Origin of the sequence: Nostoc sp. NZL (genome assembly GCF_015714705.1) — a bacterium.
GTDB lineage: Bacteria > Cyanobacteriota > Cyanobacteriia > Cyanobacteriales > Nostocaceae > Nostoc > Nostoc foliaceum_A.
In genome coordinates this window covers 14,514-28,545 of record NZ_WBKL01000159.1, presented here as the reverse complement: position 1 = coordinate 28,545, position 14,032 = coordinate 14,514, and the positions used below count along the sequence as shown (strand labels likewise).

Below are 14,032 nucleotides of genomic sequence, written 5' to 3'. Positions count from 1 at the left end.
TCTAACTGTTGACTAACGATACTGATCTTTTTTGCTGTAAATGAGGCGATCTTCAACGTGAATGGTATCTATGATCGCCACTACCACTGCATCTAATGGTCGCTGTTCATTGCCAATAACTTGACGAGCGGCACTGCCACGACTGACAAGTACCCACTCATCTACTCCTGCTCCCACACTATCCGCTGCTACCTCGTATTGTGGCAGGATGTTTCCGTCTTCATCTACTAATTGTAACAACAGTAGTTTCACACCTCGAAGACTTGGATCTTTTTGCGTGCTAACTACTGTGCCGCGAACTTTGGCGACTTGCATTACAAATTACGGTCTTCTACCGAAAGGACGAATTGCATTCACATTTTCCCGGAACTGCTCTACGTCTTCTGTATACCGAATTGGTAGGACGTATTCCAAGTTCTCGTGAGGACGAGCAATGATGTGAGTAGACAGCACTTGTCCACCATTGACTCGCTTCACTGATTCAACACCAGCGCCTACGGAAGCTTGTACTTCCGACACGTCACCCCGGACAATGACCGTAACTCGACCACTACCGATTTTTTCATAGCCTACTAGAGTAACGCGGGCAGCTTTCACCATCGCATCAGCAGCTTCCACTACCGCTGGAAAGCCTAGCGTTTCAACCATTCCCACTGCAATTGACATTAGTTTTAATCCCTATTTAAAGTTTTTAGCCCTGGACAAAAGCGATGCTCAAAAAGGTAAAGAGCATTAATTACTTTTTTTTAAACAGCTTTTAGTTAGGTACGGAACTGTTCCACAGCTTCTGTGTAACGGATCGGCAAGACGTATTCCAAGTTCTCGTGAGGACGAGCAATGATGTGAGTGGATAACACTTCACCACCAAAGACTCTTTTCGCCGCTTCAACCCCAGCAGCTACGGAAGCTTGCACTTCCGATACATCTCCCCTAACTATCACGGTGACGCGAGCGCTACCAATTTTTTCATACCCTACTAAAGTGACACGGGCGGCTTTCACCATCGCATCAGCAGCTTCTACCACTGCTGGAAAGCCCTTCGTTTCAATCATTCCAACTGCAATTGGCATCGCAGAACTCCTACAAAATTAATGCAATCTGTACTGTCGTTTGAATTTTTTGACGGGGAGAGCCTGATCTTAGAGCTAAGAAAACACTTCCAAATTAAGCATAGGAAAGCTTGGCGTTCCTGGCAATATAAATTACTATAATAGTTTATGATAAGAAAGTTTTAAAAAACTTAACAAAAATTTATCTGTGCTTCTGAGTAATTAAAGTTCACTGATTCCTAGAGCAGCCACTTATGCTTTATAATTTCTTTATCACATTTACAAAACGACATTCATAACCAAGGGTAATTCTATCTGGCGAGGGACGAGCAGAGGCTGTATCTTTTACTGTCTCTATCTTTTCTGAAATTTTGCTATATGTACAAGGACTAGGTGAAAAATATATAATTTTTTCAAATATATCGTATAAAGCACTTTGCTCAAAGTAGAAATACAAATGTAAAAACGGTTGTGATGTTAAGGCAAGTAAATGCTTTTGCTTATGTAAAGTTATATTTTACTTATATTTAATAGGATAACGTTAAGTAAAAGTACTTCCGGGAATTTAATTGAAATAATAATAGTAAAAAAACATCAATGTTTTGGTAAATTAATTTTATTACATTAAATAATTGTTTTTAAAGTTTTTTTAAATCAAGGCTGAGTCATCAAGGTAAATTTAAATGGATCAATTTCTATTTTCAACAAGTTGGTTTGTGCCTTTATATAGCTTATTAGGCGCAATTTTGACGTTGCCGTGGGGAATAGGAATAATTCAGCGAACAGGACCAAGACCTGCGGCATACATAAACTTGTTGACGACCGTTTTAGCTTTTGTACATAGTCTGTTTGTATTTAACATTATCTGGGATAGAGAACCAGAAAAGTTACTGGTGCGGTGGTTCAAAGCTGCTGATTTAGACTTATCTTTTGCCTTAGAACTCTCAGCAGTCAGCATTGGAGCAACAGTTTTAATTACGGGGTTAAGCTTACTGGCACAAGTTTACGCTCTGGGTTACATGGAAAAAGACTGGTCGTTGGCGCGTTTTTTTGCGTTGCTCGGATTTTTTGAAGCAGCGCTGAGTGCTCTAGCAATCAGTGATTCTTTGTTTTTCAGCTATGCCCTTTTGGAAGTGCTGACGCTTTCGACTTACTTACTGGTGGGGTTCTGGTATGCTCAACCACTAGTAGTAACAGCGGCGCGGGATGCGTTTTTAACCAAACGTGTGGGAGACTTGTTACTGCTAATGGGTGTGGTGACGCTTTCGACCTTAGCTGGCAGTTTGAACTTTTCGGATTTATATGAGTGGGCGCAAACAGCTAATTTAAGCCCAATTACATCAACATTGCTGGGGTTGGCGTTAATTGCTGGGCCTGCTGGTAAATGTGCCCAATTTCCACTGCACCTGTGGTTAGATGAGGCAATGGAGGGGCCCAACCCCGCCTCGGTAATGCGGAACTCACTGGTAGTAGCTGGTGGTGCTTATCTACTGTATAAACTGCAACCATTATTAGCTTTGTCGCCAGTTGCCTTGAATGTATTAGTAGTCATGGGAACGGTGACAGCGATTGGGGCAACATTAGTATCCATAGCTCAAATTGACATTAAGCGATCGCTATCTCATTCCACCAGTGCATACATGGGGTTAGTGTTTTTGGCGGTGGGGTTGCAGCAAGGGGGTGTGGCCTTGATGTTGCTGTTAACTCATGCGATCGCTAAAGCATTATTATTCATGAGCTCCGGTTCAGTAATCTTGACTACCCAAAGCCAAGACTTAACAGAAATGGGCGGTCTTTGGTCAAGGATGCCAGCCACAACTACTGCCTTTATTGTCGGTTCAGCCGGAATGGTAACACTGCTACCTTTAGGAAGCTTTTGGGCAATGTTAGCATGGGCTGACGGTTTTGTGAATATTAGCCCTTGGGTAATTGGGGTTTTATTATTGGTCAATGGCTTGACAGCATTGAACTTGACCAGAGTATTCAGATTAGTTTTTTGGGGGAAACCGCAACAGAAGACCCGTCGCACCCCAGAAGTTGGTTGGCAGATGGCCTTACCAATGGTGATTCTCACAGTCTTCACTCTGCTTCTACCTCTGATGCTACAGCAATGGTACTTGCTACCAGATTGGGAAAGTATTAATTGGTATGTGGCGTTAGCGTTGTTTACTTCTACCGTCGTGGGGGTAGGTGTAGGTTCTACAGTTCATCTACACAAAGCTTGGTCAAGATCCAGAATCTTGGCGTGGAGATTTGTGCAGGACTTGTTAGGTTATGATTTTTATATTGACCGAGTTTATCGGGTAACGGTAGTAGGTGCAGTCGCACTGCTATCTAAAATCTCTGCTTGGAGCGATCGCTATTTAGTCGATGGTCTAGTGAACTTAGTTGGATTTGCAACAATCCTTGGCGGACAAACTTTAAAATACAGCATTTCTGGGCAATCTCAGGGCTATATGTTGACCATCCTAGCAGTTGTCAGCGTCCTGGGTTTTTTCATCAGCTGGTCATCGGGTTTACTAGATAAATTGCCTTTTTAAGAGTGCTGTTAGCGGATAGCTATGGTTTAATCCGTGCTGAGTGAGAAGTTAGGAGTTAGGAGTTAAGAGTTAGGGATTATTCTCTCCCTCTTTCCCTATCCCGTATCCCCTGTCCCCTTTCCCCTATCCCCTTCTATCTATGCTTAGTGTTTTAATTCTAGTGCCGTTAATCGGTGCAGCTTTAATTGGTTTCTCGCCCTCTGGCATCAGTGGGAAATTTGCCCGTGGGGTGGCTTTGGTCTTTGCCAGTATCGCTTTCTTGTGGACAATCGTACTAGCAATTCAGTTTCATCCAGGGGAAATCACTCAACAATTTGCCGAGTCTCTCCCTTGGATAGATGTCTTAGGTTTGAACTATAACCTGGGAATAGATGGTTTATCTTTGCCACTGCTGGTTTTAAATGGATTGTTAACTTGCATTGCCATTTACAGCAGTGATGAATCCCTACAGCGTCCTAAATTTTATTACTCTTTGATATTATTATTAAGCGCTGGGGTGACCGGAGCTTTTCTGGCACAGGATTTACTGCTATTTTTCTTGTTTTACGAATTGGAACTAATCCCGCTATATCTATTGATAGCCATTTGGGGTGGGGCAAAGCGGGGTTATGCTGCAACAAAATTTCTTATTTATACCGCCGTTTCGGGAATCTTGATTTTGGCAAGTTTCCTCGGCATGGTTTGGTTGAGTGGTTCTTCTAGCTTTGCATTAGCAACTTTGAATCCTACGACTCTACCTTTAGCTACACAGCTTTTACTGCTAGGGGGAATTTTGGTAGGTTTCGGGATTAAAATTCCCTTGGTTCCCTTCCATACTTGGTTACCAGATGCTCACGTTGAAGCTTCCACACCAATTTCTGTGCTGTTGGCTGGAGTGTTATTAAAGTTGGGAACCTACGGCTTACTGCGGTTTGGTATGAACTTGTTACCAGAAGCTTGGGCTTATGTGGCTCCTTGGTTAGCGAGTTGGGCAGTAGTGAGTGTATTGTATGGTGCATCCTGCGCGATCGCCCAGACCGATATGAAAAAAATGGTGGCGTACAGTTCCATTGGACACATGGGCTATGTACTTTTGGCGGCGGCGGCGGCTACACCATTAAGTGTGTTGGGTGCTGTGATGCAGATGATTAGTCACGGCTTGATTTCTGCCATGCTGTTTTTGCTGGTAGGGGTTGTATATAAAAAAGCCGGAAGCCGGGATTTAGAAGTCCTCCAAGGACTGCTGAACCCAGAACGCGGTATGCCTGTAATTGGTAGCTTGATTGTTGTGGGAGCCATGGCCAGCGCTGGTATACCGGGAATGCTGGGGTTTATTTCCGAATTCATCGTTTTTCGGGGTAGTTTCCCAGTTTTTCCAGTGCAAACCCTGCTATCAATGATTGGCACAGGCTTAACTGCGGTTTACTTCTTAATACTTCTCAACCGTGCCTTTTTTGGACGCTTGTCTGCACAAGTTACCAACTTACCACGGGTGTATTGGAGCGATCGCGGCCCAGCTGCAATTTTAGCTGTGCTGATTGTAATTTTTGGCATTCAACCTGGTTGGTTAGCACGCTGGACTGAACCAACAATTACAGCAATGGTGAATAGCCAAAACGTAGTATTAGCCGTGTCCTTGGATAAAGTGGGGAATAGGGATTAGGGAGTAGGGAGTGGGGAATGGGGAAGAAGCAGGGGAGCAGGGAGCAGGGAGCAAGGGAGAAGAATTCCGCCTCTGTACCCTGCACCCCCCTCCTTTGCCTCTTTCCAATGCCCAATGCCCAATGCCCAATGCCCAATGCCCTAATCCCTATACTTGTTGGAGAGATAGCAATGGTAACTATTAAAAAGAAAGCGACTCATAATCCCTTAGCTGAGTATATTGAACGCTTGCAAAAAGGAGAGGCATTACTCCCCGATAATCCAGAAAATGTCCTGGAAGTTGTTGGTATTCTTAAAAGCTATGGGGTAGTTTTAGATGCCTACTCAAAAAATCTTAACTATATTGCCGAGCATCAATTTTTAGTATTTTTCCCATTTTTTAAATACTTTAATGGAGAGGTTTCTTTTCAGAAATTACTCCGTCACTGGTGGCATGACCGAATTAATTTTGAATATGCCGAGTATTGCATGAAAGGCATGATGTGGCATGGTGGCGGCGGGCTAGATACGTATTTAGATACAAATGAATTTAAAGAAAGAGCGCAAGTCGTTATCGCCGCAAAGTTTAAAAATAATCCTTTAATTTCGGGTATTAACCAACTGTTTCCAGATTTCTTAACAGAACATTTGCGCGTCTCTGCCTACTACACTGGCTTAGGTCAATTCTGGCGAGTCATGGCTGATATGTTCCTCAACTTATCAGACCGCTACGACCGAGGCGAAATCAAATCGATTCCCCAAATTGTAGAACATATTAAAGCAGGGTTAGTGGCAAATGCATCAAACCCAATTACCTACGCCGTCAAAATTCGGAATGAAGTCTATGAAATCATTCCCAAAAGTGTTGGTTTGACCTTCTTAGCAGATACAGCAATACCTTATGTAGAAGCAGTATTCTTCCGAGGAACTCCTTTCCACGGTACAGTTTCATACAACGCCCAAGGATATCAAATCCCCCCAGATCAAACCCGATTTCAATATGGCGCATTGTATGCCGATCCTTTGCCCATCGGCGGTGCGGGTATTCCTCCCACCTTATTGATGCAGGATATGCGTCATTATCTTCCAGAGTATTTGCATGAAATTTATCGTCGCAGTCTTCGGGGTGAAGATGATTTGCGGGTACAAATTTGCATGAGTTTCCAAAAATCGATGTTTTGCGTGACAACAGCGACGATTTTGGGATTGATGCCTTATCCTTTGGATACTAAAGATCCAAATGAGGAAAAAGGTAATCGAGTTTATTTAGAGAAGTGGATGAGTCGGTTAGAAACTTCGCGGTTGCTAGATGTCAATAAATAACTGAATTTATACAGAGAAATTTCAGATGCTTCTCAATCGTTATAAAAATTTTCACCTAATTCAGCAACTTGATCCAGTGCAAGATCATTGCCGGATTTATAACTTGATGAATGGCTATGAGTTTCCTTGGGATATGACGCGATCGCTCGAAGTTGCTTTGATGCGAACTTACTGCGTTCCTAGTATTTCTAAATTGCTGAATCAGACAGGAGAATTTACCCATTGTCCGCAAAAACGCTACGATGATACGTCAATAATTGTTGGAGAGATGATTAAGTGGGGTTATGATAGCGATCGCGGCAAACAAGCCCTGCAACGCATGAATGCACTCCACGGACGCTTCAAGATTGACAACAACGATTTCCTGTATGTACTTTCAACTTTCATTTTCGAGCCTATCCGTTGGAATGCACAGTTTGGTTGGCGGCTGATGTGCAAACAAGAAAAATTAGCGTCTTTTTACTTCTGGCGAGAAGTAGGTAAGCAAATGCAGATTCAGAATATCCCTGAAACCTACGAAGAATTCGAGCGCTATAACCTTGACTACGAACGCCAAAAATTCCGCTATTCAGATACAAATTGTCGAGTTGGGGAAGCTACACGCGATTTATTTTTGAGTTGGTTTCCTTGGTGGATGCGTTCTTCCATCAAACCAGGTATCTACGCTTTACTCGATGACACAATGCTCGATGCCTTTGGTTTTCCCTATCCTTCGCCATTGCTGCGATCGGTTATGGTAAGTCTACTAAAAATCCGAGCCAAATTAATCCGGTTATTCCCACCTCGGAATCAGCCTAATTTTTATATTGACTCTCCTATCCCCAGCTATCCCACTGGCTATGAAATTGCAAATGTGGGGCCATCGGAAAATTTTAAGCCGCAAACCTCCGATTAACTTGTTTAAGCGATTGGTTTCATACCTTCATCCAAAAATTTAGGCTTCTGGTTCGATACCTAGCGATCGCAATTGAGCAGTTAAGCGATCGGCTCTTTCCTCACTAGTCAATAACAAATTACCTTGCGAATCCCACCAGCGTAGCCAAGGCAATTCCATATTGTAATATTGTCCCAGCCAAATCCCTAACTCAACTCCTAAAGGATGTATGGGATAATGTCCACGTTCATTTGCTGTTAATAACTGATATTGTCCACCAATTAATTCATAAACTTCTACGCTGGCTTTATTCACTTCATAAATGCCGTAGAAGGGAGGACGAATCACCTGCTCATAAATCCAAAATTTTCCCTTCCAAGGAGTTTTATCTCGCTCCTCACTACCATCCCCAGAGACAAATTCTAATGCAATCAATGGGGCAATAAACTCTCGCCAGAGTACATAAGACCTGCGCGTTTGTCCATCCAGGGTAGGCGGTACATTGCCTACATAAAACCAGTCAGGAGCTTCTGCGCCTTTTTCTGGAGGGTCAGTTATCCGCCAGTAGATACCGCTATCTTGACCAATACAGTATTGCCCATCAGGATGGCGTTTTTGTAATATCGGTTTAATCGAGTCTGTTAATAAAATACTTTGGGGATGCTCCTGAAAGTTTTTCACGAATGTACCGTCAGATTCAGGAAGCTGTGTATGGTCTGGGAACGGGGTGAGGGCGGTGGATGGATCGGTTGCAGAGGTCATAAGACTACCTTTGCAGGAGTAAGGGTTGTTTTTTAGTTTAGCAAGCGTAGGCGATCGCTTTTTCTAATTAGCTTTAAGATTATTGGATTTTTGGCCCAATGTACCCAATGAGAATTTTAGCTGGCCCTAATTCTTCAGAAAAATGAAGTCGCCAAGCCCCTGCACCAGTCATTCTTAGGTGGAAACTAAAGATACGATGCACATTATCAGGACACTTAAAGGTTAGTTTCGGCTTTAATTTTTGAAGTCTAGAGTCACTTTCTGGAGTCGCTTTGCTAGGAATAAGGTCTAAATTAAAAGCTCCATCTGTCCAAGTTTTACAGTAGTTTTCTAGTTCAAACAACTTTCTAACGACCTGTCTTAGCATTGGATCACCATTACCAAGATTTTGTATTTGTTGATTAACACTTTCACAAAAGAGCAGGGAGGGAAATAAATCTTCTCTGCGATTCCACAAATCTAGTCCGTCACTAACTCCTGTTCTCAGACGCTCCTGTATCCAAGTAATATGTTCCTGTACATGCTCTTTGCTACTGGCGTGAACAACTTCTACTATATCCGAATTCAAGTTTTCACTGTCTTCTAACCAAGTAACTTCCAGAACAATACTATTAGATTTCCATTTCGATTCTGAGCTGATGCTTAAAGCAAGAGATTCAAGCAAATAAGCAATGCCAAGACCAGCACTAGTTTCTCCCTCACAGCAAAAATCAGATAGTATATTTCTATTTTCAATCTCAGAATTTTGAATATCTGCTAGATAAGGAGTCTTTGCTGCTGTAAGAATAAATCGCATATCATCCCTATCTATACTTGGATCTCGAAGCCAATCAGATAAAGAATAATTATTCGCTAGTACACTAGCATAAAACTCACTATGCGTGCGAATTATGGGCTTTATACCTCTTTCCGCAGCTTCTCTTGCTGTAGCAATCAGGTCTAACATCCTTTGTTTAGCTGTTTGAATATTATCAGCAGGAATTCGCATGGACAGCTCATTAAACACCATCTCCAAGTCCATGCGTTAAATATCCCTTGGTTTGAGTAAGGTGATTAAATTCTTTTCCCATTCATCAAAGAAGCCATCAGGCCAATTATCAATTCTGCCGTTGCGGTCAATCCGTGGTGAAACTACCTCAGTAAATGCTTGTCCTTGTTTTTCTTGACGCTGGAAATAGTGCAACTGGACATCTTCTGGCTCAAGTTTTCCGCCATGAACTGCAAGCCGAATTCCATTTAAAACATGATCGCTATGAGTTTCTATCACCACTTGAATACCACAACTAGCAGCCAGTGCTAACAATTCACCCATTTTTGCTTGTCCTCTGGGATGAAGATGAGCCTCTGGGTTTTCAACTAGAATTAGTGTATCAGGTTCTGAGGCGAGTACAGCTACTATGATTGGTAAAGTGTAGGTAATTCCAAAGCCAACATTAGTTGCACGGTAAGGGTTGCTATCTCCATACCCGCATTGCAAATTTATCAAATCCATGTCTGGATTTGATTTTATCCTTATACGTGTACCTGGGCTAATTTCTCCCATCCATGCTTCTACTTGATCTATTAAAGCTAGTGATTTTTCCTCTGGATCGTCGTATTGTGGCTGTGAACTTTTTACATTAGGATGACTTAATTTTTGATTAGTAATAATTCTCCTCTCATTGACTGAAAGGAAATTTAATGTATATTCACATCTAGTGCCTAGCGTTCCGAGTAATTGAACTTTGTCATATGACATTTGGTTAAATGCTCTTGGCCCTATACGCTCTGCCTCAATGTAATGAAAATTTTGATTAAAAAGACTGGATAATTCATATACTCGATAGTCTACATATTCTGATGTAAGATATAAAAAATTAGCTCCTATATCTTCTTCTTCATTTTTAAATTTCCATATACTTTTTGTGCCATTTTTCCAAAGTATTTCAAATACTAGTTGTTCTTGTTTAGATGCACCTTCAAAAATCGCATCTTTAGCTGTACCAATATTAATCAAATCTCCATTGAGTACCAAGCCTTTTTCTAACAATAAACCTTTTTGATAAGATTGTCTTAATAATAATAATGCTTGTAAAACAGAAGATTTACCAGTACTGTTAAGTCCAGATAAAAGGGTAAGTGGTCTAAATGTAAGGGGTTGATTTTGAAAAGGCTTAAAATTTGTGAGTGTTAGGGAATCAATCATAGAAGTACTTCCTGAATTATTTTTTCTATAGTACTAAATCTATACTGTACTTTCTCAGCAGCCTGAGATATAGATTCTAAAAAGTATTTGTCATTGTCTATATATGTCTTGAATATATTAATCAATTTTTGTTTTCTATCTATTAAAATTTGTATTTGATCATCACTCAATTTACTCAGAAGTACTGACCAAGATTCAAATAGAGCTTTATTTATAGGAAACTGTCTTTTCTGAGAATTAGATATTTTCCGAAATGCATCTTTCCCAAAGATGTTCCAGGTAGCTATAATTGTTCTTTGAAAATTATTTTCAATATTAGATAACTCAGCTTCAGAGAGTTTATTTGTTTTAGATAGTGCTTTAGTTAAAAAAGTATCTCTGTTGTCGGCATAATCTTTATAAGGAGTCAACGTAAAAGCTAAAAAACCTAGTATAAATTCACGATCTTCCATACGCATTATCCGTTCATTTCCAAGTTTAACTACCTGTTTAAATTTTGGATATGCAGCAAGTTTAGTTAAAAAGTTTGTTCCCTTACCAGGATTAAGAGCATGGCGTAATTCTTGAGGAGATAAAGCAAGCCCTCCTGTATTAATGCGTTTAAAAATATTATATTTAATTTCTGGAGGTGTGCCTTTTTCTATCAAATATACTGTTAGTTGAGTTTCTTCAAGGCGGCGTTGGTATCTGCGATCAATTTCATCGTAGGTTTTACCTTCCAAATTTGTAAGATATTCTAATCCAGATAGTTTAAGTTTTTTATCAAGAATAAAGCGCTTTAGTGCAAATAGACGCTGTAACCCATCGACTACTAACCATTTATCTTCATTAGTAGCATCTATATAAAATGCTGGTATGGGGATGCGGATAATAATAGATTCTATAAGCCTGCTTTGGGCATCTTCTTTCCATATATCCGCATGACGTTGAAAATCAGGTGCTAAATCAAGGGCTTCTTCATTGATTCTTTTAAGCAATAACTCTATTGTTGGTTCCCTAGTTACAATGTTAATTTTATCAGGGTCATACTGGAAAGTAACTTTTTCCTCTTGTTCTTCTTCTAAAGTTTCTTCCTCAGCTAATTCTGCATTGTAGTTACTCAAATCTGTCACAGCGCTTACTCCTTAGTATTAACACTTGTTTGTTCACTCAGTTATTAGTGATGCTTGGTGTTACTACATCAGCAAATGGGGCTTTTTAACTGGCGTACTTCAATCCTACTATCTCGCAAAATGACAGAGACGCAAAATTTCGCGTCTCTACGTAACTAGTCTATTACTTGTTTACCTTCCCCAGGCAAATCCAAAATTGGCGCGATCGCCTCCGGTAACATCAGAGCGATCGCACCCTTAAAGCAAATACTTAAACCTCTGGTTCAACGCCGAGCGATCGCAATTGAGCAGTTAAGCGATCGGCTCTTTGTCTTTCCTGTTCGGCTCTTTCCTCACCAGTCAACAACAAATTACCCTGCAAATCCCACCAACGCAACCAAGGCAATTGGGCGTTTTGATATTCTTCTTGCCATAAACCTAACTCTACTCCCAAAGGCGTAATCGGATAATGTCCGCGCTCATTTGCTGCTAATAACTGATATTGTCCACCAATTAATTTATAAACTTCTACACTGGCTTTATTCACTTCATAAATGCCATAAAAAGCCGGATGAATTACTTGCTCATAAATCCAGAATTTCCCCTGCCAAGGTGTTTTATCTCTTTCTTCACTACCATCCCCAAAGACAAATTCCAAGGCAATTAAAGGGGCAATAAATTCTCGCCACAGTACATAAGACCTCCGCGTTTGTCCATCGAGCAAGGGCGGTACATTTCCTACATAAAACCAATCTGGTGCTTCTGCTCCTCGTTCTGGCGGGTCTGTCAAACGCCAGTAAATACCTAAGTCCTGACCTATACAATATTGACCTTCAGGATGTAATTGTTTAAGGACAGGTGTAATCGAGTCAGTGAGTAAGATGCTTTGGGGATGCTCTTGCCAGTTTTTCACGAAAGTACCATCTGACTCTGGTAGCTGCGTATGGTCGGGGAAAGGAGTGAGGGCGGTGGATGGATCAGTTGCAGAGGTCATAGGTCTAGCCTCGCGCTGGGGTGAAGTTTATTTTTTAGTTTAGCTTGTGTACTTAACCAAGCTTTACTCATAGCTTGGTCTGTATAAGATGGAGATTGTTATCTTTGGGATAATTACGAATTGGAGCAAAGCGATTTGACGAGCTTCACTCCCGACTAATCTCAAAGTACACGCAGTAAGCTGGGAATGCTTTCGATCGCTTCCAAATCACGAATTTCTGCCAAAGCTTGCCTAAAATTACCTTCTCGCACATCATGGGTAACAACCACAATCTCTGCAAGTTCCCCTTGAAAGCCAGTTTGGACAATTGACTCTAAGCTAACGCCATAATTGCCAAAGCAGGTTCCCAATTTACCGATAACTCCCGGTTGGTCATTGGTAAGGAAACGGGCATAAAACCGAGTTATCAGTTCTGCCATCGGCGCAATTTGGCAGTATTCCTGATGTCCACAAGCTAATAATGGATTTGCAACTGCTGTATTGGTTTTGAGGACAGCAACTAAATTTAAGATATCTGATGTGACAGCACTGGCGGTTGCACCAGCACCAGCACCGGGGCCAAAAAACATTACTTGCCCGATTGGTTCTCCTTCCACAAGAATGGCGTTGTAAACGCCGTTGATACTAGCCAGAGGGTGGGCTTTGGGCACTAGGGTAGGATGAACTCTGACGGATAGGGGGGATGAGGGAGTGTCACGTTTAGCGATCGCTAACAATTTAATCACAAATCCCAATTTTTCGGCGTAGGCAATATCTGTCTTGCTGACTTGCCGAATGCCCTCAGTATAAACATCTTGTAGGTTGATCCGTCCACCAAAGCCTAATGATGCGAGGATGGCAATTTTATCTGCTGCATCTAAGCCATCAACATCGGCTGTAGGGTCAGCCTCAGCATAACCCAAACGTTGGGCATCAGCTAAAACATCGCTGAAGTTGCTGCCTTCTGTCTGCATCCGCGTCAGGATGTAGTTAGTTGTACCGTTAACGATACCAGTTACAGTATGAATCCGGTTAACGCTTAAAGACTGCTTCAAGGGTTGAATCACTGGAATCCCACCACCCACAGCCGCTTCTAGCATGACGTATACGCCAGCTTTATTGGCAGTTGTGAAAATTTCCGCCCCAAAGCGGGCGATCGCGGCTTTATTGGCGGTGACTACATGCTTACCATTACTCAAAGCTTTGAGGATGAGCGATCGCGCCGGCTCCAGTCCACCCATCACCTCGACAACTATATCTACCGCCGGATCATTGACAATTGATTCTAAATCTGTAGTTAAGACTTCTGTAGACAATTCTACTGCACGGGGTTTATCGAGCGATCGCACTCCCACCCGATAAATTTCTATCTCTTGCAACAAAGGGTGACGACCAACCCTATCTTGCAATAATTGCACTGTCCCCGTTCCCACGGTGCCTAATCCGAGTATTCCTAGTTTCACACCCACAATTTTTGCACCCAATTTCACCAATAACAATTGTAGGTAGAGCGTTTGCCCTACCTACTGATTATCCTGCTTCCTTTGTCATTTGTCCTCTCTTACAAAGTTCTGTTAGCCGGAAGCCGGCGCACCCTGCGGAAAGCCGCAGAAGC

General features: G+C 41.8%; 13 protein-coding genes. 4 read left to right on the top strand and 9 right to left on the bottom strand.

From position 1 onward, the window contains the following. Positions 1 to 12 precede the first annotated feature (12 nt). The 3 genes from F8R90_RS22910 to F8R90_RS22900 all read right to left on the bottom strand — a co-directional run bounded on the left by F8R90_RS22910 (position 13) and on the right by F8R90_RS22900 (position 1,070). Positions 13 to 315: a EutN/CcmL family microcompartment protein gene (locus F8R90_RS22910; RefSeq protein ID WP_100899927.1), complete on the bottom strand. Its 303-nt coding sequence runs from the start codon at positions 313 to 315 to the stop codon at positions 13 to 15. Positions 316 to 321: 6 nt separating this feature from the next. Beyond that, a complete protein-coding gene (locus F8R90_RS22905; RefSeq protein ID WP_039748664.1) occupies positions 322 to 666 on the bottom strand; it encodes a carbon dioxide-concentrating mechanism protein CcmK in 345 nt (114 codons plus the stop codon). A gap of 95 nt (positions 667 to 761) precedes the next feature. Then, positions 762 to 1,070: a carbon dioxide-concentrating mechanism protein CcmK gene (locus tag F8R90_RS22900; RefSeq protein ID WP_012410633.1), complete on the bottom strand. Its 309-nt coding sequence runs from the start codon at positions 1,068 to 1,070 to the stop codon at positions 762 to 764. Positions 1,071 to 1,732: 662 nt separating this feature from the next. Between F8R90_RS22900 and F8R90_RS22895 the strand changes: the two genes are divergently transcribed. From F8R90_RS22895 to F8R90_RS22880, 4 genes are all read left to right on the top strand, one after another. Further along, positions 1,733 to 3,589 (top strand): NAD(P)H-quinone oxidoreductase subunit F, encoded by a 1,857-nt coding sequence (locus tag F8R90_RS22895; RefSeq protein WP_196512594.1) that lies wholly within the window; start codon positions 1,733 to 1,735, stop codon positions 3,587 to 3,589. Between the two features lie 139 nt (positions 3,590 to 3,728). After that, positions 3,729 to 5,231 carry an NADH-quinone oxidoreductase subunit M gene (locus F8R90_RS22890; protein WP_196512593.1) on the top strand — a complete coding sequence of 501 codons (1,503 nt, stop codon included), beginning with the start codon at positions 3,729 to 3,731 and terminating at the stop codon, positions 5,229 to 5,231. A gap of 170 nt (positions 5,232 to 5,401) precedes the next feature. Continuing rightward, positions 5,402 to 6,532: a CO2 hydration protein gene (locus F8R90_RS22885; protein WP_196512592.1), complete on the top strand. Its 1,131-nt coding sequence runs from the start codon at positions 5,402 to 5,404 to the stop codon at positions 6,530 to 6,532. 25 nt (positions 6,533 to 6,557) lie between these two features. Next, positions 6,558 to 7,427 (top strand): oxygenase MpaB family protein, encoded by an 870-nt coding sequence (locus F8R90_RS22880; RefSeq protein WP_196512591.1) that lies wholly within the window; start codon positions 6,558 to 6,560, stop codon positions 7,425 to 7,427. Between the two features lie 39 nt (positions 7,428 to 7,466). Here F8R90_RS22880 and F8R90_RS22875 read toward each other — a convergent pair whose 3' ends face one another. The 6 genes from F8R90_RS22875 to F8R90_RS22850 all read right to left on the bottom strand — a co-directional run bounded on the left by F8R90_RS22875 (position 7,467) and on the right by F8R90_RS22850 (position 13,886). Beyond that, positions 7,467 to 8,168 carry a Uma2 family endonuclease gene (locus F8R90_RS22875; protein WP_196512590.1) on the bottom strand — a complete coding sequence of 234 codons (702 nt, stop codon included), beginning with the start codon at positions 8,166 to 8,168 and terminating at the stop codon, positions 7,467 to 7,469. A 79-nt stretch (positions 8,169 to 8,247) separates the two neighbouring features. Further along, positions 8,248 to 9,189 (bottom strand): hypothetical protein, encoded by a 942-nt coding sequence (locus F8R90_RS22870; RefSeq protein WP_196512589.1) that lies wholly within the window; start codon positions 9,187 to 9,189, stop codon positions 8,248 to 8,250. A 3-nt stretch (positions 9,190 to 9,192) separates the two neighbouring features. Continuing rightward, positions 9,193 to 10,353 (bottom strand): AAA family ATPase, encoded by a 1,161-nt coding sequence (locus F8R90_RS22865; RefSeq protein ID WP_196512588.1) that lies wholly within the window; start codon positions 10,351 to 10,353, stop codon positions 9,193 to 9,195. Next, a complete protein-coding gene (locus F8R90_RS22860; RefSeq protein ID WP_196512587.1) occupies positions 10,350 to 11,465 on the bottom strand; it encodes a DUF262 domain-containing protein in 1,116 nt (371 codons plus the stop codon). The genes F8R90_RS22865 and F8R90_RS22860 overlap by 4 nt, the downstream gene beginning before the upstream one ends. A 250-nt stretch (positions 11,466 to 11,715) precedes the next feature. Beyond that, positions 11,716 to 12,438 (bottom strand): Uma2 family endonuclease, encoded by a 723-nt coding sequence (locus F8R90_RS22855; protein WP_196512586.1) that lies wholly within the window; start codon positions 12,436 to 12,438, stop codon positions 11,716 to 11,718. Between the two features lie 161 nt (positions 12,439 to 12,599). Then, positions 12,600 to 13,886, bottom strand: a complete 1,287-nt coding sequence (locus F8R90_RS22850) for a homoserine dehydrogenase (RefSeq protein ID WP_196512622.1) — start codon at positions 13,884 to 13,886, stop codon at positions 12,600 to 12,602. Positions 13,887 to 14,032 lie beyond the last annotated feature (146 nt).